Source organism: Streptomyces sp. KMM 9044, assembly GCF_024701375.2.
Lineage (GTDB): Bacteria > Actinomycetota > Actinomycetes > Streptomycetales > Streptomycetaceae > Streptomyces.
This window is the reverse complement of sequence record NZ_CP113910.1, coordinates 3,672,247-3,697,951: the sequence shown is the minus strand read 5'-3', so window position 1 is coordinate 3,697,951 and position 25,705 is coordinate 3,672,247. Positions and strand designations below refer to the sequence as shown.

20 protein-coding genes and 1 pseudogene are annotated in these 25,705 nt (G+C 69.5%); 13 read left to right on the top strand and 8 right to left on the bottom strand.

The genetic code is table 11. The features are described 5' to 3' along the window. Window positions 1–61: 61 nt before the first annotated feature. Genes HUV60_RS16665 through HUV60_RS16655 form a run of 3 tightly spaced genes read right to left on the bottom strand, consistent with a single transcriptional unit; the run spans window position 62 to window position 2,105 of the window. Entirely contained in the window at window positions 62–1,234 is a 1,173-nt protein-coding gene (locus HUV60_RS16665; protein ID WP_257850514.1) for a cystathionine gamma-lyase, read from the bottom strand. Continuing rightward, window positions 1,231–1,722, bottom strand: coding sequence for a low molecular weight protein-tyrosine-phosphatase (locus HUV60_RS16660; RefSeq protein ID WP_257850516.1), 492 nt, complete (start codon window positions 1,720–1,722; stop codon window positions 1,231–1,233). The genes HUV60_RS16665 and HUV60_RS16660 overlap by 4 nt, the downstream gene beginning before the upstream one ends. Before the next feature lie 5 nt (window positions 1,723–1,727). Further along, window positions 1,728–2,105 (bottom strand): phage holin family protein, encoded by a 378-nt coding sequence (locus HUV60_RS16655; protein ID WP_257850517.1) that lies wholly within the window; start codon window positions 2,103–2,105, stop codon window positions 1,728–1,730. A 59-nt stretch (window positions 2,106–2,164) separates the two neighbouring features. Between HUV60_RS16655 and HUV60_RS16650 the strand changes: the two genes are divergently transcribed. The 4 genes from HUV60_RS16650 to HUV60_RS16635 all read left to right on the top strand — a co-directional run bounded on the left by HUV60_RS16650 (window position 2,165) and on the right by HUV60_RS16635 (window position 4,411). After that, on the top strand, window positions 2,165–2,482 hold the full coding sequence (locus tag HUV60_RS16650) for a cupin domain-containing protein (RefSeq protein WP_257851660.1): 318 nt from the start codon (window positions 2,165–2,167) through the stop codon (window positions 2,480–2,482). A gap of 151 nt (window positions 2,483–2,633) precedes the next feature. Then, window positions 2,634–2,843, top strand: coding sequence for a DUF5326 family protein (locus tag HUV60_RS16645; protein WP_257850518.1), 210 nt, complete (start codon window positions 2,634–2,636; stop codon window positions 2,841–2,843). 321 nt (window positions 2,844–3,164) lie between these two features. Then, on the top strand, window positions 3,165–3,878 hold the full coding sequence (locus HUV60_RS16640; RefSeq protein WP_443047526.1) for an IclR family transcriptional regulator domain-containing protein: 714 nt from the start codon (window positions 3,165–3,167) through the stop codon (window positions 3,876–3,878). A 98-nt stretch (window positions 3,879–3,976) separates the two neighbouring features. After that, a complete protein-coding gene (locus tag HUV60_RS16635; RefSeq protein ID WP_257850519.1) occupies window positions 3,977–4,411 on the top strand; it encodes an SsgA family sporulation/cell division regulator in 435 nt (144 codons plus the stop codon). A 136-nt stretch (window positions 4,412–4,547) separates the two neighbouring features. Here the strand turns inward: HUV60_RS16635 and HUV60_RS16630 are convergent, their stop codons facing one another. Continuing rightward, window positions 4,548–6,269, bottom strand: coding sequence for a YibE/F family protein (locus HUV60_RS16630; protein ID WP_257850520.1), 1,722 nt, complete (start codon window positions 6,267–6,269; stop codon window positions 4,548–4,550). Between the two features lie 256 nt (window positions 6,270–6,525). Here HUV60_RS16630 and thiC point away from each other — a divergent pair, with 256 nt between their 5' ends. Together thiC and HUV60_RS16620 are read left to right on the top strand one after the other, a co-directional pair. After that, window positions 6,526–8,340 carry a phosphomethylpyrimidine synthase ThiC gene (gene thiC / locus HUV60_RS16625; protein WP_257850521.1) on the top strand — a complete coding sequence of 605 codons (1,815 nt, stop codon included), beginning with the start codon at window positions 6,526–6,528 and terminating at the stop codon, window positions 8,338–8,340. A gap of 100 nt (window positions 8,341–8,440) precedes the next feature. After that, window positions 8,441–9,940 carry a VWA domain-containing protein gene (locus tag HUV60_RS16620; protein WP_257850522.1) on the top strand — a complete coding sequence of 500 codons (1,500 nt, stop codon included), beginning with the start codon at window positions 8,441–8,443 and terminating at the stop codon, window positions 9,938–9,940. Window positions 9,941–10,126: 186 nt separating this feature from the next. Here the strand turns inward: HUV60_RS16620 and HUV60_RS16615 are convergent, their stop codons facing one another. The 3 genes from HUV60_RS16615 to HUV60_RS16605 form a co-directional block, all read right to left on the bottom strand. After that, window positions 10,127–10,996 carry a hypothetical protein gene (locus HUV60_RS16615; protein ID WP_257850523.1) on the bottom strand — a complete coding sequence of 290 codons (870 nt, stop codon included), beginning with the start codon at window positions 10,994–10,996 and terminating at the stop codon, window positions 10,127–10,129. A gap of 183 nt (window positions 10,997–11,179) precedes the next feature. Then, complete coding sequence (locus HUV60_RS16610; RefSeq protein WP_257851663.1) at window positions 11,180–12,271, bottom strand: metallophosphoesterase; 1,092 nt, start codon at window positions 12,269–12,271, stop codon at window positions 11,180–11,182. Window positions 12,272–12,674: 403 nt separating this feature from the next. Continuing rightward, entirely contained in the window at window positions 12,675–13,787 is a 1,113-nt protein-coding gene (locus HUV60_RS16605; protein ID WP_257850524.1) for a LacI family DNA-binding transcriptional regulator, read from the bottom strand. 568 nt (window positions 13,788–14,355) lie between these two features. Here HUV60_RS16605 and hisC point away from each other — a divergent pair. The 5 genes from hisC to HUV60_RS16580 all read left to right on the top strand — a co-directional run bounded on the left by hisC (window position 14,356) and on the right by HUV60_RS16580 (window position 23,042). After that, entirely contained in the window at window positions 14,356–15,435 is a 1,080-nt protein-coding gene (gene hisC / locus HUV60_RS16600; RefSeq protein WP_257850525.1) for a histidinol-phosphate transaminase, read from the top strand. Window positions 15,436–15,679: 244 nt separating this feature from the next. Next, entirely contained in the window at window positions 15,680–17,185 is a 1,506-nt protein-coding gene (locus HUV60_RS16595; protein WP_257850526.1) for a cytochrome ubiquinol oxidase subunit I, read from the top strand. Between the two features lie 21 nt (window positions 17,186–17,206). Beyond that, complete coding sequence (gene cydB / locus HUV60_RS16590; RefSeq protein ID WP_257850527.1) at window positions 17,207–18,211, top strand: cytochrome d ubiquinol oxidase subunit II; 1,005 nt, start codon at window positions 17,207–17,209, stop codon at window positions 18,209–18,211. A 12-nt stretch (window positions 18,212–18,223) separates the two neighbouring features. Beyond that, on the top strand, window positions 18,224–21,775 hold the full coding sequence (cydD, locus tag HUV60_RS16585; protein ID WP_257850528.1) for a thiol reductant ABC exporter subunit CydD: 3,552 nt from the start codon (window positions 18,224–18,226) through the stop codon (window positions 21,773–21,775). A gap of 202 nt (window positions 21,776–21,977) precedes the next feature. Further along, window positions 21,978–23,042 (top strand): M23 family metallopeptidase, encoded by a 1,065-nt coding sequence (locus tag HUV60_RS16580; RefSeq protein WP_257850529.1) that lies wholly within the window; start codon window positions 21,978–21,980, stop codon window positions 23,040–23,042. A 91-nt stretch (window positions 23,043–23,133) separates the two neighbouring features. On the opposite strand, the gene HUV60_RS16575 is transcribed toward HUV60_RS16580, so the two are convergent. Further along, window positions 23,134–24,060, bottom strand: coding sequence for an HAD-IIB family hydrolase (locus HUV60_RS16575; RefSeq protein ID WP_257851668.1), 927 nt, complete (start codon window positions 24,058–24,060; stop codon window positions 23,134–23,136). 169 nt (window positions 24,061–24,229) lie between these two features. Between HUV60_RS16575 and HUV60_RS16570 the strand changes: the two genes are divergently transcribed. Both HUV60_RS16570 and HUV60_RS16565 read left to right on the top strand, forming a co-directional pair. After that, the gene (locus HUV60_RS16570) at window positions 24,230–25,180 is read left to right on the top strand and encodes an FkbM family methyltransferase (protein ID WP_257850530.1); all 951 of its coding nucleotides are present in this window, start codon (window positions 24,230–24,232) and stop codon (window positions 25,178–25,180) included. A gap of 14 nt (window positions 25,181–25,194) precedes the next feature. After that, a pseudogene (locus HUV60_RS16565) lies at window positions 25,195–25,578 on the top strand (NUDIX domain-containing protein); the annotation flags it as partial. Window positions 25,579–25,705: the final 127 nt, after the last annotated feature.

Below are 25,705 nucleotides of genomic sequence, written 5' to 3'. Positions count from 1 at the left end.
GGGAGACTCGGACCGTCCGTCGTTCGAGCCGGGTTCCTGGTACCACGCCCGGACGGACCGGTCAGCCGGCCGACTCGGTGAGTGCGCGCAATACGTCCGCCACCAGATCGGCAGGGTCCTCGGCGCCGACGGACAAGCGGACGAACCCCTCCGGTACCGCGTCTCCGCCCCAACGACCCCGTCGTTCGGCTGTGGACCGTACACCGCCGAAGCTCGTCGCGTCGTCCACGAGCCGCAGCTCGTCGAGGAACCGGTCCGCACGCGCGCGTGAGGGCAGCGTGAAGGACACCACGCATCCGTAGCGCCTCATCTGCTGTGAGGCGATCTTGTGCGAGGGGTCGTCCGGGAGTCCCGGATAGCGCAACCCCGTCACCTCCGGCCGTTCCCGAAGAGCCTGGGCCAGCGTCAGTGCCGTGGCGTTCTGCCGGTCGACCCGCAACTGGAGCGTGGCGATCGAACGGTGTGCGAGCCAGGCCTCCATGGGCCCCGTAATGGCGCCGGCGACCTTGCGCCAGCGGCGTACCGAGGCCATCGCCTCGGCGTCGCGGCCGGCGACGTATCCCAGGAGGATGTCGCCGTGCCCGGTGAGCTGCTTGGTACCGCTGGCCACGGTGAAGTCGGCACCCAGCTCCAGGGGGCGCTGGCCGAGCGGCGTCGCGAGGGTGTTGTCGACGGAGACCAGCGCACCCCGCGCGTGCGCCGCCTTGGCCAGCCGCCGCACATCGCACACGTCGAGCCCGGGGTTGGAGGGGGTCTCGATCCACAACAGCCTCGCGCCGTCGAGAAGATCGAGTTGGGCGTCGCCGCCGGTCGGAGCGGTGCGTACCTCGATGCCGTAGGCCTCCAGCTGGGTGCGTACCAGAGGCAGTGCCTGATAGCCGTCGTTCGGCAGGACGGCAACGTCCCCGGCGCGGAGCTGGGAGAAGAGCACCGAGGAGATCGCGGCCATGCCCGAGGGGAACACCAGGGTTTCGACGCCGTCCTGTCCCGGTGCCTCCAGCTCTCCGATGGCCCGCTCCAGCAGCGTCCAGGTCGGGTTCTCGTCCCTGCCGTAGGTGTAGGGGCCGGCGGGGTCGCCGGGCAGGTGGAAGTGGGCGGCGAAGACGGGACCGGGCAGAGTCGGCTCGTGCTTGACCGGCTCGGGCAGCCCCGCCCGCACCGCGCGCGTGCCGTCACCGGGAGACGCTTCCCCCGCACTCACCCCGTAGCCGCTGTCCTTTGCCGGATCGCTCATACCGCCCGTCCTTCCGCTTGCTCACGTATCGAGGAGAGCAGCCCGGTGCTCGCCGCCTCCAGCATCTCAAGACACGCGTGGAAGCCGTCGGTTTCCCCGTAGTAAGGGTCGGGCACGTTGAGATCGTCGCCCGCTCCGGGGTCGTACGAGCGCAGAAGGCGTACCTTGCCCGCGTCCTGCTGGGTGGGGGCCAGACGGCGCAGGGTCCTCAGATGGCTCACGTCGAGGGCGATGACCAGATCGAGGCGGGCGAACCAGGACGGGGCGAACCGCCGGGCGGTGTGTTCGGCGGTGTAGCCGTTCTCCTCAAGGACGGCCACCGCTCGGGGATCGGCGCCGTCGCCCGCGTGCCAGCCGTCGGTGCCGGCGCTGTCGGCCTCGACCAGGCCGTCGAGGCCCGCCTCGACGATGCGCGCGCGGAAGACGGATTCGGCCATCGGGGATCGGCAGATGTTGCCGGTGCAGACGAAACAGACGCGGTAGGGCATGCTGCTCAGTCCCCGTCGGGCAGGACGACGTTGAGGGCCCAGGAGACGACCGAGACGACCAGACCGCCCAGCACGGCCGTCCAGAAGCCCTCCACATGGAAGCTCAGGTCGACCACGTCGGCGAGCCAGGAGGTGAGCAGCAGCATCAGAGCGTTCACCACCAGCGTGAACAGCCCGAGGGTCAGGATGAGAAGTGGGAGACTGAGGAGCTGCACGAGTGGCTTGACCAGTGAGTTCACTACGCCGAAGATCAACGCGACGAGTATGAGGGTACCGATCTCCTTGCCCGTGCTGTCGCCGGACAGGGTGATCTTGTCGATCAGCCACACCGCGACCGCGAGGGCCGCGGCGTTGGCGATCGTCTTGACTACGAAATTCTTCATGTGTCTGATCGTGGCAGACAGGACCGGATGTGAGCAGTGAGGCAGGGGCGGACAAGGCTATGAAGGCATTCCGGCTGGACGAACTGGAGGCCGAACGCGCCGCCAACGAGGGCGCCTACCTCCAGTTCCTGCGTGAGCGGAACATGTCGGTCGGTCTGTACGCCCTGGAGGCGGGCGGGCAGGATCCGCAGCAGCCGCACGGCCAGGACGAGGTGTACTTCGTCGTCAGCGGCAGGGCGGCCATCACCGTCGGCACGGAGACCACGCAGGTGGCCCGCGGCAGCGTCGTGTACGTGCCGGCCGGGGTCGCGCACAAGTTCCACCACATCAGTGAGGATCTGAGGGTCCTGGTGGTGTTCTCTCCGCCCGAGGGCTGAGCTGCGGTCTCCGGGTTCCCTAGGGGACCGCTCAGGGGAGGACAAGGGGGTCCGAGGCCCCCGGCAGGGCTCCTGCCGCCCTAGCATCGAGTGCAGGACATCATTCACGCGACCCGGTATGAGACGGGCGGAGCAGGTAAGGACGAAGGCGATGCGAGAGATCTTCATGGGACTGCCGTGGTGGGTGAAGTGGATCGCGGTGCCCGTCATCGCCCTGGTGGTGTTCGGCGGCCTGATAGCCAGTGTGGTCGGCTTCGTGATCGGACTGCTCTTCAAGGTGCTGGTCTTCGTTGCCCTGGTTGGCGGACTCATCTACGTGGTAAGGAAGTTCACGTCGAGTTCGACGTCGCGCGGCGACTGATGAGCCCCACAGGAAGCCGGTGAAGCGGTAACGGCCGGCGCCGGTTCCCTCTGGTGGGGGAAGTTTCCCGGACGGACCGTCTGTCTGCGGTGACAGGCGGTTAGAGTCCGGAAAGCCATGCGGGGACAACCCCCGCGAGCGGCGTACACCCCCACCCCGTGTCCCCCCCCCGCACGGGCTGCCCCCTCGCTCCGGGAGTGACCCTTGGCCACGGCTGCCACCGTCCCCGCACATCTGTCCGCCGTTCCCTGCCAGCCCCGTGCACGGGCGGCGTCCGAGCCGGCGCCCACCGCGACCCTCATCGGCTCGGTGCAGCGCGCGATGCGTCTGCTGGAGTTCGTCGCGGGACACGAGTACGGGGCCCCGGCCAAACAGCTGGCCCGCGAGACGGGGCTGGCGCTTCCCACGGCCTACCACCTGCTGCGCACCCTGGTGCATGAGGGCTATCTGCGCCGCGACAAGGGACTGTTCTTCCTCGGTGACGCGGCCGAGCGGCTGACCAGTACCGGAGCCCCGCAGAAACGTCGCAGCACGGTCGTCGACGCGCTCGCGCGCTGGCGTGACGCAATCGGGGCTCCCGTGTACTACGCGGTGTACCACGAGGGCGAGATCGACCTGGTGTGCGTCTCCGACACCCCGGGTCATCCCGCGGTCCAGGAACGGGCAGACTTCCGGGCGACCGGTCACGCGCACGCCATCGGACAGTGCCTGCTCTCCCAGCTCGACGAGGCCGCCCGCCGGGACCACCTCGACCGCTACCCCGTGCAGCCCGTCACGCCGTACACCGTGCGCGACGGGCACAGCCTGCTCCGGCGCCTGGAGCGGACGCGTCGCATGGAGCCGGTGTTCGCGCGTCAGGAGTACGCGCTGGGTACGGTGTGCGCGGCCGTCCCCATCACAGCCGGTACCACGGCCGCGACGGTCGCCGTCTCTCTACCGGTCCATCAGGTCCACCGGCTGCATCCTGCCGTCCAGCAGTTGCAGACGGAAGTGGGCCGACTGCTGGGGCCGTTGGCGCTCTCTATCAGTATCTGAAAAATCACTCCTTGTGGCATATTGTGCACGTTGAGTAATATTCGCCTAGTGTCAGGGGCCCATTCCCGGCCGGTCCGTAGCGAATGACGGGGTAGGCGATGCGCGAGTCCGTGCAGGCAGAGGTCATGATGAGCTTTCTCGTGTCGGAGGAGCTGTCCTTCCGTATTCCGGTGGAGCTCCGCTACGACACCTGTGATCCCTACGCCGTACGGCTGACCTTCCATCTTCCCGGTGACGCACCGGTGACCTGGGCGTTCGGTCGGGAGCTACTGATCGACGGCGTGGGCAGACCATGCGGCGAGGGCGACGTACGCGTATCGCCGGTCGATCCCGACGCCCTGGGCGAGGTGCTGATCCGCCTCCAGGTCGGCGGCGACCACGCGCTGTTCCGCTCATCGACGGCTCCGCTCGTGGCCTTCCTCGACCGCACGGACAAGTTGGTGCCCCTGGGGCAGGAGGGGGCGCTCGCCGACTTCGACGCCCACCTCGACGACGCGCTGGACCGCATCCTGGCGGAGCGGAGCGCCGGGTGAAGCGCTCCGCCACCGGGTAGCCGGTGGCGGACTGGCCGGCCCGTAGCGGGTGACCGGTGGCCGGCTGTCGGAGGCTGCTTGCCGGGGGAGGGACCGCGGACGGTCACGGGCCGACGGCACGGCCCGGCGCAGCGGGTCAGCGCTTGCGGCGTCGGCCCCGCCCGCCGCGTGCCGGAGCCGCCCGGATGCCCTCCCCGGCCGCCTGTGCCGTCGAACGGTCGGCCGAGACCACCAGGGCGGCCAGCGCCGTGGTGACCGGCACCGAGGCGACCAGACCGATCGATCCGATCAGCGTACGCACGATCTCCTCCGCCACCAGCTCGCTGTTGGCGACCGTCCCCACACTGCTCTGCGCAATGGAGAACAGCAGCAGCAAGGGCAGGGCGGCGCCCGCGTAGGCGAGGACCAAGGTGTTGACGACGGACGCGATGTGGTCACGGCCGATGCGGATGCCCGCGCGATACAGCCCGCGCCGGCCCATCGACGGGTTGGCCTCGTGCAGTTCCCAGACGGCCGACGTCTGCGTGACCGTCACGTCGTCGAGGACACCGAGCGATCCGATGATGACGCCGGCCAGCAGCAGACCGCTCATGTCGATGTCGGGGTATAGACCGTGGATCAGACCGGTGTTGTCGTCGGTGTCGCCGGTCAGCGCTGCCCAGCTGATGAAGACCGAGCCCAGAATGCCGATCAGCAGCAACGAGATCAGGGTTCCGATCACCGCCACGGAGGTGCGTGCCGACAGTCCGTGGCAGAGGTACAGGGCTTGCAGCATGATGGCGCTCGCCCCCACCACCGCCACGGCCAGAGGGTTCGATCCCTGCAGGATCGCGGGCAGGATGAAGAAGTTCAGCACCAGGAAGCTGACCGCCAACGCGATCAGTGCCATCACACCGCGCAGCCGTCCGACGGCCACGACGGCGACCGCGAAGATGCCGGCGAGCAGGGCCAGCGGCACGCGCCGGTTCACATCGGCGACCGAGTACTGGAGGTCCTCGGGTGCGGAGGGCTCGTAGGCGACCACGACCTCCTGACCTTCGCTCAGTTGCCGTGACTGGTCCGGCTGCACGATCTCGGTGAAGGTGCGGCCCGCATCGTCGCCGGTGTCGACCCGGACCGTCGCCTTCTTGCACGTGCCGTCCGCCTGCTGCTGTGCGGAGGACCCCTCGGCCGTCGAGGTGTCGCCGGTCGGGACGCCTCCGGACGCGTTGACGGACGAACAGCTCACCTCGTCCACCTTGGTGACCGTGGCCTGCTGCGTCTGCCGGTCGAAGCCGACGCCGGTGCGTTCGTGGCCGGGTGTGCCACCCGGCCACAGCACCGTGAGACCGATCAGCACCGCAGCGCCGAACGGGATGAGGACTGCCGCGATGACCTTGCGCAGGTGCTTCGAGACAGGGGCGGCCGGGCCATGGCTGTGACTGTGCCCGTGCCCGCCATCGGAGCCCGGACTGTGCTGGTGCCCGCCGTCGCCCGGAGGCGGACCGTTGTGCCCACCGCCCGAGTTCGGGCCGCCACCGGAGTTCGAGCCACGCCCGCGGCCCCCGCCACCGAGGTCCTGGCTGTGGTCATGACCAGGTCCGTGATCCTGGCCACGGGCTCGACCCTGGCTTTGCCCTCCTCGTCCCTGCCTCGGCTCGTGACCCGGGCCCCGGCCGGGCAGGTGGCTCTGTGCCGCCGGTGCTTCGCCGGGACCGTGCCCGAACCAGTCTCCGGAACCGGGACCGTCTTCCTGGCCGTCCCCGGAACTCAGGCCGTGGTCGGGCGCGGGCCCTCTGCCACGGTCGCCGCCGAGTCGGGCGCCGGAGCCGCGGGGTGGTTCGGGTGGCGGGTACGGGGGAGGTTGCGTCGAGGTCACCGCCCGATCATCGCAAGAACAACGAGGGCCCTCTGTTCACCGCGCCAGAATTCCCGCTAGCGTGGAGGTACCTTTCTGTACACGCGGGAGCTCGGAGCACCGGGCTGAGAGGACGCTGACCTCCGTCCCAACGATGTTTCACACGAAACATCACTGTTGTTCGAGTGATGTTTCACACGGAACGCCGACGGACGGAAGCCGCTGCGTCGACCGCTGAACCTGTTACCGGGTAATGCCGGCGTAGGGAGTAGGTCTCATGACCAACAAGGACGCACGCACGCCTGCCTCCACCCAGGATCCGACGGAAGCGTCGGTGCGGGAGGAGGCCGGGAAGTCCATCGGCTGGCACAAGGCGTACGTCGAGGGCACACGCCCCGATCTGAGGGTGCCGGTCCGCCAGGTGCACCTCACCAACGGGCAGTCGGTCACGCTGTACGACACATCGGGCCCCTACACCGACCCCTTGGTCGACACCGATGTGCGCAGAGGGCTGGCGCCGTTGCGGGAGAACTGGATCATTACGCGGGGTGACACCGAGGAGTACGCGGGTCGTCCGGTCCGCCCCGAGGACGATGGGATCAAGCACACCTCGCCACGCGGTGGGTTGCGCAATCTCGACGCGGTGTTCCCCGGCCGGCCCCGTCAGCCGCGCCGGGGCCGCGCGGGCGGGGCGGTCACACAGTTGGCGTACGCACGCCGCGGCGAGATCACGCCCGAGATGGAGTACGTGGCCATCCGGGAGAACGTTTCGCCGGAGGTTGTGCGGGAGGAGATCGCGGCAGGCCGCGCGGTGCTGCCCGCCAATGTCAACCATCCGGAGATCGAGCCGATGATCATCGGCAAGCGGTTCCTGGTGAAGGTCAACGCCAACATCGGCAACTCCGCGGTGACCTCCTCCATCGAGGAGGAGGTGGAGAAAATGACCTGGGCGACCCGATGGGGTGCCGACACGGTCATGGACCTGTCCACCGGCCGCAACATCCACACCACCCGGGAGTGGGTACTGCGCAACTCCCCCGTCCCCATCGGTACGGTGCCGCTTTACCAGGCGCTGGAGAAGGTCGACGGCAGGGCCGAAGAACTGACCTGGGAGATCTACAAGGACACGGTCGTCGAGCAGGCCGAACAGGGCGTGGACTACATGACGGTCCACGCGGGCGTACGGCTGGCGTATGTGCCGCTCACCGCCCACCGCAAGACGGGCATCGTCTCGCGCGGCGGCTCGATCATGGCCGCGTGGTGCCTGGCACATCACAAGGAGTCGTTTCTGTACGAGAACTTCGAGGAACTCTGCGAAATCCTTGCGGCGTACGACGTCACCTACTCGCTCGGTGACGGTCTCCGGCCGGGCTCGATCGCCGACGCCAACGACGAGGCCCAGTTCGCGGAGTTGCGCACGCTCGGGGAACTCAACCGGGTCGCCAGGCGTCTGGACGTGCAGACCATGATCGAGGGACCAGGACATGTCCCGATGCACAAGATCAAGGAGAACGTCGAACTTCAGCAGGAGATCTGTGATGAAGCCCCGTTCTATACGCTCGGCCCGCTGACGACGGACGTCGCGCCCGCGTACGACCACATCACCTCCGGCATCGGTGCGGCGATGATCGCCTGGTGGGGTACGGCGATGCTCTGCTACGTCACGCCCAAGGAGCACCTGGGCCTGCCCGACCGTGACGACGTCAAGACCGGCGTCATCACCTACAAGATCGCTGCCCATGCCGCCGACCTCGCCAAGGGGCATCCGGGGGCGCAGGAGTGGGACGACGCTCTGTCCGACGCGCGCTTCGAGTTCCGGTGGGAGGACCAGTTCAACCTGGCCCTCGACCCGGACACGGCACGAGAGTTCCACGACGAGACCCTTCCGGCGGAGCCCGCGAAGACGGCGCACTTCTGCTCGATGTGCGGGCCGAAGTTCTGCTCCATGAAGATCAGCCGGAGTATCACGGAGCGGTTCGGCGGGACCTCGGCGGAGAGCGCGTCGGCCGAGGAGATCGCCGAGGGGATGCTGCGGAAGTCGAAGGAGTTCGCAGAGACAGGCAACCGGGTGTATCTGCCGTTGACGGACTGAGACGGACAAAACGAGCGAGCGGACCGGAAGGGCGAGGGGGCGGGCCGTTCGGGTCCGCCCCCCTCCCCTCCCGGGAGGACGGGTCGGCAGACTGGATGCCATGACAGCGAGATCAATGAGCAAAGGGTCCAACCTTCCCGTCGACGCCCAGGCGGTGCACGTCGAGCTCGCTTGGGCGGCCGGAGCCGGTGTGCCTGACATCGACGCGTCGGCTCTGCTGCTCACGGAGGCCGGGCGGGTGCGGGACGACGGTGACTTCGTCTTCTACAACCAGCCGCGGCACACCTCCGACGCCGTGACACACCTGGGGAAGCGGAGCGCCGCCGGCGCCGCGACCGACACGATCGAGGTGGACCTGCGCCTGCTGGAACCGGCCGTCGAGCGGATCGTGCTGTGCGCGTCGTCCGACGGCGGGACGTTCGGTCAGGTGCCGGGACTGGTGCTCAGGCTGCTCGACGCCGGTACGGGGGCCGAGATCACCCGGTTCGACATGGTGGCCGGGACGGAGACCGCGTTCATCGGGGGCGAGCTGTACCGGCGCCAGGGAAAATGGAAGTTCCGTGCGGTGGGGCAGGGGTACGCCTCGGGGCTCGCCGGGCTGGCCACCGACTTCGGTATCACCGTGGACGACGCTTCCCCGGCGGCAGCGGCCTCCGCGACGGCTGACGGCTCCACCACGGCACCCGGTGCGACGAGGCCTCCTGCCGCGCCCGCGGTGCCGTCGGTCCCACCCGCGGTATCCACCATCCCGCTCCCGCCCCGGTCCTCGGTCGCGCCCGCCGCCCCCGCCCCGGGGCCCTCTGTTCCGCCCTCCGCCCCGTCGGCTGCTCCGCGGCTCGCCAAGGGCGAGGAGCGGCTGCCGGTGGACATGCGCACGCGGCTGTCGCTGCGCAAGGAGCAGGTGGCAGTCAGTCTGCGTAAGCACGGGGCCACCGGGGTCACAGCGCGCGTCATCCTCGTACTGGACGCCTCCGGTTCCATGTCCTTCCTGTACTCCAAGGGAGTCGTGGCGGACGTCGTCGAACGTATGGCCGCAGTCGCGGCGCAACTGGACGACGACGGTGAAATGCAGGCCTGGACGTTCGCCTCGAACCCGGCGCGGCTGCCGGACCTGATCCTGGGCGGGTTGCCCGAATGGCTCCGGCTGCACGTACGGGTGGGGGAGATGAGCCTCTTCCGGCGCGGGCGGAAGAAGGGGCTGGACCCGAGCCAGGTCGACATGCGGGAGGTCGGTATCCAGAACGAGGAGCAGAAGGTCATCGCCGAGATCCGCTCGTTCGTCAGGCACAACCCCGCAGCGGCCCCGACGCTCGTGCTGTTCTTCTCCGACGGCGGTGTCTACCGGAACGCGGAGATCGAGCGGGAGCTCCGGGAAGCGGTGGAGGAACCGATCTTCTGGCAGTTCGTGGGCCTCGGCCGGGCGAACTACGGTGTGCTGGAGCGGTTCGACACGCTGCCCGGACGCCTTGTCGACAACGTCGGGTTCTTTGCCGTCGACGACATCGGCACCGTGCCGGACCCGGAGTTGTACGACCGCTTGCTGTCCGAGTTCCCTCAGTGGATCACCGCAGCGGTCCGGGCGGGCGTTCTCCGTTCCTGACAGCCATGGCCCAGGCCGGTAAGGGCACAGGACGGCGCGCCGGGCACCCGGCTCACGCCCCTCGGCGCGGAGCCTCGGGAACGGGCTCCGCCGGTGGGGGAGCGTGAGCCGACGGCCGGGCCGTCCGAATACCGTGGTCCATCCGGCAGGCTCATCCGGCTCATCCGGCTCATCCGGCTCATCCGGCTATTCCGGCTTGTGCTCCGGCCCTCCGAAGTCCGGGCTGGTGTAGTCGGGGCTCGAGTAGCTCGGCCGTCGCCCGCGGTTCGCACCCTCACCGGGGCTGGTGAATCCTGGTCGGTCGTAACCGAGATGCGGGATACGGCCGGCCGGTTCGGCCGGTGCCGCACAGTGCAGTGCGGCCGCCGTACCCGGGTCGGCGAGTGCGTCCCGCAGGAACGGGACGATCCCCCGTTCCAGCAGTGCCTCGTGCCAGGCTTCCCTGGCCAGGGTCATCTCCTTGTCGGCTTCGCCGTACGGTCCGCTTCGGGCCAAGGGCTTGTTGCGCAGTGCGGTGAGCAGGAGGCCCACCGCGGCGACCAGGATGGCGACCACGGTCACGGCGCCGAATGTCCAGCCGGTGGTGAGCATGGTCCGGGCGAAGGCCGCGCTGGGGTCGAGCATGCGCAGGACGTAACCGACCAGCAGGAATATCGCGGCCGCGGTTCCGGCCAGAACAGGCGCCAGAACGGCGACGACGGCGACGGCACCCGCGCCGGCGGTCTCGGCGGCCTCTCCCATGGTCGTGGCGATTCCCGCCGTGCCCGGCTCCGGCTCCGAGGAGCCGGACGCGCGTGTGGGCGGAGTGGACGATGCCGGCGGCCGGCGCAGTTCCTCGCGGACCTTGGAGTAGTGCCGGTACTCGGTCGCCGCGGCCGCCGTGACGACCGCGGTGGCGTTGAGCGCCATCGTGCGCAGTTGTTCGGAGGTGAGCCGCTGTCCGACAGTGGCCAGTTCCGGGCGTTGTGGTGCGGAGCGCAGCACCTCGTCGAGGATCCGCACGTAATCCTGGCGGTCCTCGGTCAACAGATGCTGCGGAACGCTGTTCATGTGCATCCCCCGATGCTCCGTAGGGCTTGTGGCTCGGCATGCTGACGAGCCGTCGGGCAGAAACGGAGGGGAGCCTGCTACGGATAAGCCGATGGTAGAGCGCCGACGGTGCGCCGTGACAGGGGGTTTACCGAAATGGGCCTCGGTCCGGTGCCGGGCCGGGCCGGGGGGGCCGGGCCCGGCAACCGTTCACTTCGCGAGCGGCAGTTGCTGGACCAGCAGCTTTCCGGCCATCGTCACGCCACCGTCCATCGCGATGGCCAGTCCCTCGGCGTAGACGTGCGGACCCTCGACGACGGGACCGTTGTCGTCCTCGTCGTCCTCGGAGCCCACTTCGCCCAGCAGATACGGAATGGGGCTGTGACCGTGAACGACCCGGGTGCCGCCATACGTATCCAACAGGGAGCGCACCGCTTCGGCACCGCCCTCGTCGCGGAAGGAGAACCGCTTGGTGAACTTGCGGAACAGGTCCCAGACCTCGTCGGCGTCGTTGCGGGTGATCGTCTCGCGGACGGTGTCGTTGACTTCCTCGATGGAGCGGCCGTAGTCGAGATAGGCGGTGGTGTCGGAATGCAGCAGCAGGTGGTCGTCGACGGCTTCGACGGCGTCCAGGCGGGCCATCCACTGCAGGTGGTGGTCCTGGAGGCGGTCCATATCGGTCTTCTGCCCACCGTTGAGCAGCCAGGCGGCCTGGAAGGTGGCGGTGCCCGCGCCGGAGTTGACGGGGGTGTCGCCGAACCGCTTGGCGCCGAGCAGCAGCAGTTCGTGATTGCCCATCAGGGCCTTGCAGTAGCCGCCGGCCGCGGCGGCCTCGGCGGACAGCCGCATCACGAGGTCGATGACGCCGATGCCGTCCGGGCCGCGGTCGGTGAAGTCGCCGAGGAACCACAGCCGCGCGGGGCCGGCGCACCACTGGCCCGCGGAGTCGACGAGGCCCTGCTCCTGGAGGGCGGCCACCAGCTCGTCGAGGTAGCCGTGGACGTCACCGACCACGTAGAGCGGGCCGGGCCCGGTGGCGGGCTGTGGTGCGGGTACGGACGCGGGGTCGACGGTCACCTGCACAGTGTCACCCCGATTGATGACCGGGAGGTCCCGTTGCGTGGGCGTGTATCCCTCCGGGTGGCTCGCCTCGGAGGGCGGGGCCACATCGCCGGGGTGCATGCTGTGGGCGTACGGACCGGTCTCGTGGACGTAAGCGGGTACCCGGAAGTCGCGCACCGTCGCTGTGCGCTCCGCCTCGGGTTTCTGACCGGCCCCCTGAGTCATCGACCCCTCCACCATCAAGCCGCAACTGCACCGCGTCGGACTGCCTGGTCGCAGCGGCCCGCGGTGTCGTGGGCCCATCATAGGAATGTGGATCGCGTCGTGTGATGACCCAGGGGTGGTGAATCGGGGCACGACTCCGGTTCACCGCGGCTTTTTTCCTGATTGGTCAGGTCTTCGGCCCGCCCGGAAGCCGTTCGGCGGCGCGGGCTCCTCACGGGACCGCGGTCGCCGCCTTCGGGAGGCCGGCCTGTTTCCTGCGGAGGAGGGTTCCGAGGAAGGCCGGAGGAGCGGCTGGGGAAAACCGCAGGAAGGCCGCTGGAGTGCGGCGCCGCACTCCAGCGGAAAGCCAATGGCTCCACCCTTCCGGAAGCCGCTGCCGCCGCCTCCCTCTCCGCCCGCTGCCGAGCCCCGCGCTCCGTCACGTCCGCTCCGGTGACCGCGGCGGGCTGACCGTCGTGCGCGGCGGGCGGCGCTGCGACGAGGTGCGCACGATCAGCTCGGTGGGTATGACCTGCGCCACCGTGTGCCCGGAGGCGACGCCCTCGATCGCGTCGATGAGCAGCTGGATCACCGCCGTGCCGATGCGGCGCGGTTTGAGCGAGAGCGTGGTGAGGGGCGGCTCGGTGTTGGCGTAGACGGCCGACTCGCTGCAGCAGACCAGCAGCAGGTCGTCCGGGACGCGCAGGCCGTAGCGGCGTGCGGCGGCGAGCAGGTCGGTGCCGTTCGGATCGAACAGGCCGTAGACGGCGTCAGGGCGGTCGGGACGGGCGAGCAGCCGGTCGGCGGCGACGGTGCCCGCACACGGATCGTGCGCCGGGTAGGCCTCGTACACCGGCTCCTGGCCGACGCGTTCGCACCAGCGCAGATACGCGGTGGTCGACAGGTGGGTGTATGTGTCGGTCGTGGTTCCGGTCAGCAGGCCGATGCGGCGGGCGCCGGCGTCGGCCAGGTGGTCGAGGATTCCGAGGACCGCCGCTTCGTGGTCGTTGTCCACCCAGGCCGTGACCGGGAGCGAGCCGGCCGGGCGGCCGTCGGAGACGACCGGTAAACCCTGCCGGACCAGTTCGCTGACGACCGGGTCCTGGTCCGAGGGGTCGATGACGACCGTGCCGTCCAGAGCGACGTTGGACCACACGTCGTGGCGGGAGGTCGCGGGGAGGATCACGAGGGCGTAGCCGCGGGCCAGCGCGGCGGAGGTGGCGGCGCGCGCCATCTCGGCGAAGTACGCGAACTCGGTGAAGGTGAAAGGTTCTTCCCCGTACGTGGTCACGGTCAGGCCGATGAGCCCCGACTTGCCGGTACGGAGCGTACGGGCGGCAGCCGAGGGACGGTAGCCCAGTCTGTCGGCGACCTCGCGGACGTGGCGCCGGGTGGCGTCCGGGAGTCTGCCCTTGCCGTTGAGGGCATCGGAGACGGTCGTGATGGATACTCCGGCTGCGGCGGCCACGTCCCTGATGCCCGCCCGGCCCGGCCTGCTGCTTCGGCGTGAGGTTTCCGCGCGGCTCACCTGGTGCTTCCCTGCTGCTGTCATGGCGAGCCGATAGTAGGGCTCATGCGGTGGGGTAGGGCGGACGCATATGCACGCATTGACAGGCACGTTTCTGCATGATCATTGAGTAGTAATCTCCTTGGAAAGCAAGGAGGTTGAACGTCCCAATGCCAAGACCTGGCGTATCGGCGCATGTGAGCCTGTCGAGGGGGCGATGTTGCGAAGAGGTCTCAACTCACCTGCACGAGGGATGCGCGCCACGGCGCGAGCCACCGGCGCGTAGATATATGTGAGGCGCGCCCCTTGCGTGGACGCCCTTTGTGCGCCTTCGTAGGGTGATACCCCTGTTGCCGAAGGAACCGATGTGGCTCAGGGGGCTGATCGTTCCGACGGTTCTCGTAAGGTCGCCCCGCCCCTCGGTGCCCATGCCGACGCGGACCACGACGTACCCGCCGACACGCACGCCGGGCCGCACCATGACCCGAACCCCGGCAGGCCCGTCCGTGCCGTCGCTGTACGCGTCTACGCAGTGACGCCGAATCCTCTTAAGGTGAGCAGCATTGGATGTCGGCGGCGGTCAAGGGCCGCCGGTCTTCGGAGGAGGACTGCGGTGAGCGAGACGAGCCCCAAGCTGCGCGCCGAGCTGGAGGGTATTCCCACGTACAGGCCGGGCAAGCCGGCGGCGGCCGGGGGCCCGGTGGCCTACAAGCTGTCCTCCAACGAGAACCCCTATCCACCCCTGCCGGGGGTGATGGAGGCCGTGACGTCCGCGGCGTCCGCCTTCAACCGCTACCCCGACATGGCCTGTACGTCTCTGATGGCGGAGCTGTCCGAGCGTTTCGCCGTCCCGGTCTCCCATCTGGCCACCGGCACCGGCTCGGTCGGCGTCGCCCAGCAGTTGCTGCAGGCCACCTCGGGCCCCGGCGACGAGGTGATCTACGCGTGGCGCTCGTTCGAGGCGTACCCGATCATCACCAGGATCAGCGGTGCCACCGCCGTGCAGGTGCCGCTGACACCGGGCGATGTGCACGACCTGGACGCGATGGCCGGGGCGATCACCGAACGGACCCGGCTGGTCTTCGTCTGCAACCCCAACAACCCGACCGGCACGGCGGTGCGGCGGGCGGAGCTGAAGCGTTTTCTCGACCGGGTGCCCCGTGATGTCCTGGTGGTGATCGACGAGGCGTACCGCGAGTTCATCCGCGACCCCGAGGTCCCGGACGGTGTGGAGTTCTACCGGGATCGGCCCAACGTCTGTGTCCTGCGGACCTTCTCCAAGGCCTACGGTCTGGCGGGGCTGCGGGTCGGCTTCGCGATCGCCCATGAGCCGGTGGCCGCGGCGCTGCGCAAGACAGCGGTGCCGTTCGGTGTGAGCCAGGTCGCACAGGACGCCGCGATCGCCTCGCTGCGTGCCGAGGACGAGCTCATCGGGCGGGTCGGTTCGCTGGTATGTGAGCGCAACCGTGTCGTGGAGGCGCTGCGCGCCCAGGACTGGAAGGTTCCCGAGACCCAGGCCAACTTCGTGTGGCTGCGGCTGGGGGAGCGCGCGACGGCGTTCGCGCAGGCGTGCGAGCAGGCAGGGGTGGTCGTCAGGCCCTTCCCCGGTGAGGGCGTGCGGGTAACGGTCGGCGAGGCCGAGGCGAACGACATCTTCCTGAAGGTGACGGAAGCCTTCCGCAAGAAGCTGTAGCGGCACACGGTCGGGAGCAGGTTCAGGAGTGCCGGGCGACCCGTCGCCCGGCACTCCTGTGCCTCCGCCGTCGCCGAGAAGGGGGTGACGTCACAGGGGACCCCCCTTCCAGAGGTGAAAAGCGGTAGGTCATAATTGCTTGTGAATGTGAACGCGTTCACAAGCGCATCCTGTTCCCTCCGGGATGTGGGGGCGAACAGGATTAAAAGGTCGTTGTGACCACGGCGATGTAAGGAGCGGCGACGTGGACCTGGCTCTGGCGCCGGAGACACTGGCGCGGTGGCAGTTCGGTATCACCACCGTCTATCACTTCCTCTTCGTTCCTCTGACGATCTCGCTGGCCGCTCTCACGGCCGGGCTGGAGACCGCCTGGGTGCGCACCGGGAAGGAGAAGTACCTCGGGGCGACGAAGTTCTGGGGAAAGCTCTTCCTGATCAACATCGCGATGGGGGTGGTCACCGGCATCGTGCAGGAGTTCCAGTTCGGCATGAACTGGTCCGACTACTCGCGGTTCGTCGGTGACGTCTTCGGCGCCCCGCTCGCCTTCGAGGCCTTGGTCGCCTTCTTCTTCGAGTCCACTTTCATCGGCCTGTGGATCTTCGGCTGGGACAAGTTGCCCAAGAAGATCCACCTGGCCTGCATCTGGATGGTCTCCCTCGGCACGCTGCTGTCGGCGTACTTCATCCTGGCGGCCAACTCCTGGATGCAGCACCCGGTCGGCTACCGGATCAACGAGGAGAAGGGGCGGGCGGAACTCACCGACTTCTGGTTGGTGCTCACCCAGAACACCACGCTCAACCAGGTCTTCCACAGCTTCTCGGCGTCCGCGCTGACCGGCGGCGCCTTCATGGTCGGCATCGCAGCCTTCCACCTGATGCGCAAGAAGCACATCCCGGTGATGCGGACGTCGCTCAGGCTCGGGCTGGTCACCATGGCGGTCGGAGGCATGTTCACCGCGATCAGCGGAGACACCCTCGGCAAGGTCATGTACGAGCAGCAGCCCATGAAGATGGCCGCCGCCGAGGCGCTGTGGGAGGGCGAGAACCCGGCGCCGTTCTCCGTGTTCGCATACGGCGACGTCGACAAGGGGCACAACGAGGTCGCCCTGGAGATACCCGGGCTGCTGTCCTTCCTCGCCCACGGCGACTTCGATTCGTACGTGCCCGGCATCAACGACACCAATGAAGCCCTGCGAGAGCAGTTCGGCCCCGGTGACTACAAGCCCATCGTGCCGGTCGCCTACTGGGGCTTCCGCTGGATGATCGGCTTCGGCATGGCCTCCTTCTCGCTCGCGCTGCTGGGGCTCTGGCTCACGAGGAAGAGGTTCCTGGTGCCTTCAGCCCTGCGCAGCGGGGAGGACGAGGTGCCGCACCTGGTGCTGCTGAAGAAGCCGCTGGGCGCGAGGCTCACCCGGCTGTACTGGCTCCTGGCGCTCTGGACCATGGCCTTCCCTCTGATAGCCAATGCCTGGGGCTGGATATTCACCGAGATGGGCCGGCAGCCCTGGGTCGTCTACGGCGTGATGCAGACCCGGCACGCGGTCTCCCCCGGAGTGTCCCAGGCCGAGGTCGTCATCTCGATGACCGTCTTCACCCTGCTGTACGCCGCTCTGGCCGTGGTGGAGGTCAAGCTGCTCGCCAAGTACGTCAAGGCGGGCCCGCCCGAACTCACCGAGGCCGATCTCAACCCGCCCACCAAGATCGGTGGCGATCTCCGGGACGCCGACAAGCCGATGGCCTTCTCGTACTAGGCCCGAGGGAGCCACAGAGTCATGGAACTGCACAACGTCTGGTTCGTTCTGATCGCCTTCCTGTGGATCGGCTACTTCTTCCTGGAGGGCTTCGACTTCGGAATCGGGATCCTCACCCGGCTGCTCGCCCGTGACCGCGCCGAGAAGCGGGTGCTGATCAACACCATCGGCCCCGTCTGGGACGGTAACGAGGTGTGGCTGCTCACGGCCGGCGGCGCTACCTTCGCGGCCTTCCCCGAGTGGTACGCCACGCTCTTCTCCGGCTTCTACCTGCCGCTGCTGGTCATCCTGGTCTGCCTGATCATCCGTGGTGTCGCCTTCGAGTACCGGGTCAAGCGGCCCGAGGAGCGCTGGCAGCGCAACTGGGAGACGGCGATCTTCTGGACCTCGCTCATCCCCGCGTTCCTCTGGGGTGTGGCGTTCGGCAACATCGTGCGTGGAGTGAAGCTCGACGCCGAGTTCGAGTACGTGGGCAACGTGTGGGACCTGCTCAACCCGTACGCGCTGCTGGGCGGTCTGGTCACGCTGACGCTCTTCACATTCCACGGAGCCGTGTTCGCCGCACTCAAGACCGTCGGCGACATCCGGGGCCGGGCCCGGCAGACGGCCCTGCGAACGGGACTGATCGCCGCTGCCCTCGCGCTGGCCTTCCTGGTGTGGACGCAGATCGAGCGCGGTGACGGCGCGAGCCTGGTCGCGATGGTCGTCGCGGTGGCGGCCCTGGTCGCCGCGCTGGTGGCGAACCAGGCAGAGCGCGAGGGATGGTCGTTCGCCCTGTCCGGTGTCACCATCGTGGCCGCCGTGACGATGCTCTTCCTGACGCTCTTCCCGAACGTCATGCCGTCCACACTGGACGCGGACTGGAGTCTCACCGTCACCAACGCCTCCTCCAGCAACTACACATTGACGATCATGACCTGGCTCACGGTGATCGCTGCGCCGCTCGTCATGGTCTACCAGGGCTGGACGTACTGGGTCTTCCGCAAGCGGATCGGCACCCAGCACATCGCCGATCCCGTGCACTGAGGTGTGTTTCACGTGAAACCAATCGATCCGCGGCTGCTCCGCTACGCTCGCGCCACACGGCTCTTCCTGGTGGCGGTGGTCGCCCTGGGTGTCGTCGGCGCGGTGCTGGTGATCGCCCAGGCCACGCTCATCGCCGAGGTGGTGGTGGGTTCCTTCCAGCACGGCATGGCCGTGGCAGACCTCGGCACTCCCCTGGTGCTTCTGGCCTGTGTCGCGGTCGGCCGTGCCCTGGTCGGCTGGCTCACCGAGCTGGCCGCGCACCGGGCGAGTGCGGCGGTCAAGTCGGAGCTTCGAGGCCGGCTGCTGGAGCGGGCGACGACGCTCGGCCCGGGGTGGCTGACCGGGCAGCGGACCGGCTCCCTGGTCGCCCTGGCGACCCGCGGGGTCGACGCACTCGACGGCTACTTCTCCCGCTACCTGCCCCAGTTGGGGCTCGCGGTGGTCGTTCCGGTCGCGGTGCTGGCGCGGATCGTCACCGAGGACTGGGTCTCGGCGGCGATCATCGTCGTCACCCTGCCGCTCATCCCGGCCTTCATGATGCTGATCGGCTGGGTCACCCAGTCCCGGATGGACCGGCAGTGGGAGCTGCTGTCCCGACTGTCCGGCCACTTCCTGGACGTCGTGGCCGGGCTGCCGACGCTGAAGGTGTTCGGACGGGCCAAGGCGCAGGCGGAGTCGATCCGGCGGATCACCGCCGAGTACCGCAGGGCGACCATGCGGACCCTGCGGATTGCCTTCATCTCCTCCTTCGCGCTGGAACTCCTCGCCACTGTCTCGGTGGCACTGGTCGCCGTGACGATCGGCATGCGGCTCGTGTACGGCGACATGGACCTGTCCATCGGCCTGCTCATCCTGATCCTCGCGCCCGAGGCCTATCTGCCCCTGCGTCAGGTCGGCACGCAGTACCACGCGGCGGCGGAGGGACTGGCCGCCGCAGAGGAAATCTTCGAGGTCCTGGAGACACCCGTTCCGGCACCGGGGGCCGCGGCGGTGCCGTCGGGTGCCCTGTCCTTCGAGGGTGTGACCGTCCGCTATCCCGGACGGTCGTCGGACGCCGTGTCGGGCGTGTCGTTCTCCGTCGAACCCGGGGAGACGGTCGCGCTCGTCGGGCCGAGCGGGACGGGCAAGTCGACGCTGCTGAACGTGCTGCTGAACTTCGTACGGCCGACCGAGGGGCGGGCCCGGATCGGGGGGGCCGATCTCACCGGTATCGATCCGGCCCAGTGGCACAGCCAGGTGGCCTGGGTGCCGCAGCGACCACACCTGTACGCCGGGACGGTCGCCGAGAACGTACGCCTGGCCCGGCCCGACGCGGACGACGACATCGTCCGCCGGGCCCTGCGGGACGCGGGTGCCTTGGAGTTCGTGGACGAGTTGCCCGAGGGAACCGACACGGTGCTGGGCGAGGACGGGGCGGGACTGTCCGCGGGACAGCGGCAACGGCTCGCGCTCGCCCGTGCGTTCCTCGCGGACCGGCCCGTGCTGCTGCTCGACGAGCCGACGGCCGCACTGGACGGTGCCACCGAGGCCGGGGTCGTGGCGGCGGTACGGCGCCTGGCGGCCGGCCGGACGGTACTGCTGGTGGTGCACCGTCCGGCGCTGCTCGCGGTGGCGGACCGCGTGGTGCGGCTGACCGAACCCGCGCCCGGTGACCGGCCGCAGCCCGAGCACGGTGACGCCCTCCCCGGTGCCGGCCGGGAACGGGCGGATGTCCAGCCCGCACTCGACTGGGAGCAGGCGGAGAAGGCCGAGCCCGCCGACTCCGAGAGCTCGGCACCGACCGGGCCGGTCGCGGCGGCCGGAGCGGGGGGCGCGCTGGCCCGCGTCCGTGCCATGTCCGGCGCCCACCGGGGGCGGCTCACGCTCGCGCTGCTGCTCGGCAGCCTCGCGCTGGGCAGCGCCGTGGGCCTCATGGCGACATCCGGGTATCTCATCTCCCGGGCCTCGCAGCAGCCGCCCGTGATGTACCTGATGCTCGCCGTCACGGCGACCCGGGCCTTCGGTATCGGGCGGGCCGTGTTCCGGTACGCCGAGCGGCTCGTGTCGCACGAAGCGGTGCTGCGGATGCTGGCCGACACCAGGGTCGCGGTGTACCGGCGGCTGGAGCGGCTGGCGCCCGCCGGACTGCGCGGGGCCCGCCGGGGCGATCTGCTCTCCCGATTGGTCGCCGATGTGGACGAACTCCAGGACTACTGGCTGCGCTGGCTGCTGCCGGCCGGTACAGCGGTGGCCGTTTCGGCCCTGTCCGTCGGCTTCACGGCCTGGCTGCTCCCCGAGGCCGGTGCCGTCCTCGCGGTCGGGCTGCTCGTGGCGGGGGCGGGTCTGCCACTCCTCACGGACGCGGTGGCCCGGCGTGCGGAGCGCAGACTGGCGCCCGCCCGCGGAGTCCTCGCGACCCAGGTCACCGATTTGCTCACCGGCACCGGGGAGCTGACGGTCGCCGGGGCCCTGCCCGCGCGGACCGCCGAAACCCGGCGGGCCGACGGCGTGCTCACCCGGATCGCCTCGCGCGCCGCCACCGCCACCGCTCTCGGCGACGGTCTCAGCGCACTCGTCTCGGGCCTGACCGTCACGGCCGCGGCCGTCGTCGGCATCCAGGCGGTGACCGCCGGCCGGCTGGACGGAGTGGCACTGGCCGTCGTCGTCCTCACTCCGCTCGCGGCCTTCGAGGCCGTACTCGGGCTGCCGCTCGCCGTGCAGTACCGGCAGAGGGTGCGCAAGAGCGCCGAGCGCGTGTACGAGGTGCTGGACGCCCCGGTGCCCGTACAGGAGCCGGAGCAACTCCGGCAGGCGCCCGCGTCGCCGTTCCCGCTCGTGGTCAAAGGGCTGGAGGCCCGGCACGCCGGGCAGGAACGGGACGCGCTCGCCGGGCTGGACCTGAGGCTGGAGCAGGGCCGCAGGATCGCGGTGATCGGTCCGTCCGGCTCCGGCAAGACGACGCTCGCACAGGTGCTGCTGCGGTTCCTGGACCCCGGCGCCGGTTCGTACACGCTGGCCGGTGTGGACGCGTACGCCCTGGACGGCGACGACGTACGAGGGCTGGTCGGGCTGTGCGCGCAGGACGCTCACCTCTTCGACAGCTCCGTACGCGAGAACCTGCTGCTCGCCCAGCGCGAGGCCACAGAGGAAGAGCTGCGCGACGCGCTCGCCCGTGCCCGGCTGCTGGAGTGGGCCGACAGCCTGCCCGACGGCCTGGACACACTCGTCGGCGAGCACGGGGCGCGGCTCTCCGGCGGCCAGCGGCAACGGCTGGCGCTGGCCAGGGCGCTGCTCGCGGACTTCCCCGTCCTGGTGCTGGACGAGCCTGCGGAGCACCTCGACCTGCCGACCGCCGACGCCCTCACCGCCGACCTGCTCGCCGCCACCGAGGGCCGTACGACACTGCTGATCACCCACCGGCTGGCCGGGCTCGAGGCGGTGGACGAGGTGATCGTGCTGGATGAGGGGCGTGTGGTGCAGCGCGGGGCGTACGAGGAACTTGCTTCCACCGCAGGGCCGTTGCGGCGGATGGCGCGGCGCGAGGCCGAGTCGGACCGGCTGGTGGAGCTGGTGGAGGTGGACTGACCGGGTGCGGGGGACGGGCATGCGGCACGGGACGCGTACGCCCGGTACGGGCGTACGTGACGGAAGGATGCCTGACACCCTGTCAACCACTCCCCTTTGTAGCTCTGTTCGGCGGTATCGCTGGTCCATCCGGGTCGTCCGGTCCCCCAGGCGTACGACGTGAACAGGGCCGTGGGCCGGGGTGGGGACCAGGATCGCTGTCATGCGTCTCACTCGCCGTCATCCGCTGCTCGTCGCGGTACCGTTGTGCGCGCTCGCCGTGCTCGCCGCCCGGCCCACCGACGGTGGGGGCGACGGTCCGCATGCTCCTGGTCACGGTCCTGAGTCCGGGATCAGCGCACAGGTGGCGCGGCTCTACGAGGACGCGGCCGCGGCGACACTGAAGTACGAGACGGGCCGGCGCGAGGCCGACCGGCAGCGGACCGAGGTGCGACGGCTGGAGAAGCTGCGCGACCGGAAGCGACAGGACGCCGAGGTCCTGCGCGACGACCTCGGTCGTATCGCACGGTCCCAGTACCGCAGCGGCGGCGGACTGCCGCTGACCGCGCACATGATCCTCGCGGACGACCCGGAGGAAGTGATGCGTGGTCAGCGTGCCCTGTGGAAGGCGAACCTGGCTCTCGACAGGGCGATCGGGAAGAACGCGCGGGCCGAGGCCCGGCTCGCCCGCGCCGAGGCGAAGGCGGCGGGGGCGTGGAAGTCGCTGGAGAAACGGAACAAGGAACTCGCCGACCTCAAGAGCGGCATCGAGCAGAAGCTGGAGGCAGCTCGGTGGCAGCTCCAGGGTCAGGCGGACGCCTCGGTGGCGGCCGGTTCCTGCCGTGGTGCGGTGCGGCTCGATCAGCCGGAGACCATGTTCGCCGACTCCTGGGTGGCGCCGGTGGAGACCTACGCGCTGTCCGCTTCCTACGGGAGTGGTGGTGCACGCTGGGCGAGCCGGCACACCGGCCAGGACTTCGCGGTGCCGATCGGCACGCCGGTGCGGTCCGTGGGCGCGGGCAGGGTGGTGAAGGTGTCCTGCGGAGGGGTGTTCGGTATCGAGATCGTGGTCGAACACGTGGGTGGTTATTACACGCAGTACGCTCACCTGGCCGCCGTCGCCGTGGACCAGGGCGAGCGCGTCTCGCCCGGCCAGTGGATCGGCCAGTCCGGGACCAGCGGAAACTCCACCGGGCCGCACCTGCATTTCGAGGTGCGGGTCACGCCCGAGATGGGCGCGGCGGTGAACCCGGTGTCGTGGCTGGCACAACGAGGGGTGAGCCTCTGAGCGGGCACCGGGCCCGGTCCACTCCGCCGGTCGTGCCTGGCCCGGTCGAGGGGGTGGACCGGGGTGGATCCATCCGGGTGCCCGGATCCGCTCAGGGCAGCTGGGCCAGCATCTGTTCGATCACCACGGCCACGCCGTCCTCGTTGTTGGCGACCGTGTGCCCCGAGGCGGCGGCGAGGACGTCCGGGTGGGCGTTGCCCATCGCATAGGAACGGCCCGCCCAGGTCAGCATCTCGATGTCGTTGGGCATGTCACCGAACGCCACGACCTCCTCGTGAGGGATCCCGCGCTCGGCACAGCACAGGGCGAGCGTGCTGGCCTTCGACACGTCGGGTCCGCTGATCTCCAGCAGGGCGCTGGGGCTGGAGCGGGTGACGTTGGCGCAGGTGCCGATGGCCAGCCGGGCCAGCGTGAGGAACGCGTCGGGGTCGAGTTCGGGGTGGTGCGCGAGGATCTTGAGCACCGGCTCGGCGGCGGCGGCGCCGTCGGGTGCCAGCAGCTCCTCGGCCTGGGCACGGATGTCCGGGATCTCCCTGTGCAGCTTCGGATACGCCGGCTCCTGGTGGAAGCCGTAGGTCTGCTCGACGGCGTACACGGTGCCCGGCGCCGCCTGGCGCAGCAGGCGCACCGCGTCCAGCGCGTTCTGCCGGGCCAGCTCGCGCACCTTCACGAAGCGGTGGGCACCGGGGCCGCCGTGCAGGTCGACGAGGGCGGCACCGTTGCCGCAGATGGCGAGCCCGTGGCCGTGGACGTGGTCGCTGACGACGTCCATCCAGCGGGCCGGGCGGCCGGTGACGAAGAAGACCTCGATGCCCGCCTTCTCGGCGGCGGCCAGTGCGGCGACCGTGCGGGGGGACACCGACTTGTCGTCGCGCAGCAGGGTGCCGTCGAGGTCGGTGGCGATGAGCCGCGGCGGGGTGAGAGGGCTGCCTCCCCGCCCGAGCGAGGTCGAGAACGGGGGGGAGCCCGGGGTGTCGGGCTGTGCGGTCGCTGAGGTCACCCGGCCATTGTCCCGTATGGGTCCGCACGGGTGTGCGGCACTCCGCACGTGTGAGTGATGACCGCTCTTGGTGAGCGGCCCGCTCGGCCCAGCTGGGTCGGCGCCTCCATGGCGATCCGCTCGAAGGCCTTCTGGTCCGCCGCGAGATCCGAGTCGGGGCACCTCAGTCCGCTACGCCCCCGGAACGGTGGGCAAGGCCCGGCTCGTCGGCCACTTCCTCGACGAGCACCTGCGAGCCCACCCCGCCCACACCACCGTCAGGCTGCGGTCCGGCGACAAGATCGGCGTCACCACCAGTGGCGTCATCCAGCGCTACCAGTACCTCTTCGGCGAGTGGGAGCCGAACCTGAGCGCCTTCCTCCGCGACCGGCTCCGCCCCGGAGACACCTTCATCGACGTCGGCGCCCACCGAGGTGCCTTCAGCCTCCTTGCCTCCCACGCCGTCGGCCCCCACGGGCACGTCATCGTCGTGGAACCCTCCCCGCGGTTCCACGACGACCTGACCGCCGCGATCACTGCCAACCGCCGGACCAACATCCAGTCGATCCGATCGGCAGTCTCCGACCCCCACGGCAGGCAGACCCTGTACCTGGAGGACCCCGCCAACCTCGGCCACACCACCGCCGTGCGGCCCCGCCACGTCCACATGACCTTCAACGTACAGACCGCGCCCCTGGCCGGCCTCATCAGCAGCGCCCGGTTCGCTACCACTCGGATCATCAAGATCGGCGTCGAAGGCGCCGAAGCAGCAGCCGTCCGCGGACTCCTACCGGCGTTCGCGCACTTGCCGGACGACGCGGAACTTGTCGTGGAGGTCACCCCTCGGCTCTTGGCCAAGCAGGGCGAAAGCGCCACCGGGATCATCGACATCCTGAGCCAGAACGGCTTCCATGCGTACACGCTCACCAATGACTACGACCCGACCACCTGTCCCAGGACCATGCGGCACCCACAGCCGCCCGTTCGATGCACCAAGGTCCCCCGAGGAGATGACCGACCTGGTGTTCTCGCGGACCGATGCGGACCACCTCGCGTCGGGGCGTTGAAGGCGCCCGCGCTCCAAGGGGGAGCTGGCACCCCGGATGCTCGCACGCCCCCGCCGAATCCGAAGCACGTCGACAAGGAGCGGACACGGTGAGCGACAACAGCGTGATGAACAGTCGCAATGCGGTCTGCGTGATCGTCCACGACAAGAACACCGACACGGTCGCATCCCTGCTCTATGGAGCCCGTAGCTGGTCCCCGAAACCGGTCTGGACCCTTCCCGGCGGCAAGGCCGAACCCGGCGAACCCCTCGACGAAGCCGCTGCCCGCGAACTCAAGGAGGAGACGGGCCTTCTCGTCGACCCGGCCAACCTTTCACTCGTCCACGTCGTTCACGTCGAGCAGGGCTGGGACCGGTCTGGGCAGTTCGTGCTCTTCGCCTTCGCCACCGACACCTGGACTGGTGAACTGACCAACACCGAACCGGACAAGCACCTCGCAGTCCAGTGGCTCGCGGCCGAACGCCTCCCCGAGCCCGCGTTTCCGACGGCCGCACAAGCCCTGGCTGCGTACAGGGATGGCGGCCCGTCCTTCTCCCGCTACGGATGGCCGACCACCATCACACGAACTGAATCGTCTCGCTGTTCTGGACGGCCCGGCGGCCGCACGGCACCGCGCC

Bases quoted from the DNA above. Each gene is read 5' to 3' on its own strand.
- HUV60_RS16665 (WP_257850514.1), bottom strand. From the start codon at position 1,234: ATGAGCGATCCGGCAAAGGACAGCGGCTACGGGGTGAGTGCGGGGGAA.
- HUV60_RS16605 (WP_257850524.1), bottom strand. From the start codon at position 13,787: ATGACAGCAGCAGGGAAGCACCAGGTGAGCCGCGCGGAAACCTCACGC.
- HUV60_RS16620 (WP_257850522.1), top strand. From the start codon at position 8,441: ATGACAGCGAGATCAATGAGCAAAGGGTCCAACCTTCCCGTCGACGCC.
- HUV60_RS16660 (WP_257850516.1), bottom strand. From the start codon at position 1,722: ATGCCCTACCGCGTCTGTTTCGTCTGCACCGGCAACATCTGCCGATCC.
- HUV60_RS16580 (WP_257850529.1), top strand. From the start codon at position 21,978: ATGCGTCTCACTCGCCGTCATCCGCTGCTCGTCGCGGTACCGTTGTGC.
- HUV60_RS16635 (WP_257850519.1), top strand. From the start codon at position 3,977: ATGCGCGAGTCCGTGCAGGCAGAGGTCATGATGAGCTTTCTCGTGTCG.
- HUV60_RS16645 (WP_257850518.1), top strand. From the start codon at position 2,634: ATGCGAGAGATCTTCATGGGACTGCCGTGGTGGGTGAAGTGGATCGCG.
- HUV60_RS16615 (WP_257850523.1), bottom strand. From the start codon at position 10,996: ATGCACATGAACAGCGTTCCGCAGCATCTGTTGACCGAGGACCGCCAG.
- HUV60_RS16640 (WP_443047526.1), top strand. From the start codon at position 3,165: ATGCGTCTGCTGGAGTTCGTCGCGGGACACGAGTACGGGGCCCCGGCC.
- HUV60_RS16610 (WP_257851663.1), bottom strand. From the start codon at position 12,271: ATGGTGGAGGGGTCGATGACTCAGGGGGCCGGTCAGAAACCCGAGGCG.
- HUV60_RS16650 (WP_257851660.1), top strand. From the start codon at position 2,165: ATGAAGGCATTCCGGCTGGACGAACTGGAGGCCGAACGCGCCGCCAAC.
- cydB (WP_257850527.1), top strand. From the start codon at position 17,207: ATGGAACTGCACAACGTCTGGTTCGTTCTGATCGCCTTCCTGTGGATC.
- thiC (WP_257850521.1), top strand. From the start codon at position 6,526: ATGACCAACAAGGACGCACGCACGCCTGCCTCCACCCAGGATCCGACG.
- HUV60_RS16655 (WP_257850517.1), bottom strand. From the start codon at position 2,105: ATGAAGAATTTCGTAGTCAAGACGATCGCCAACGCCGCGGCCCTCGCG.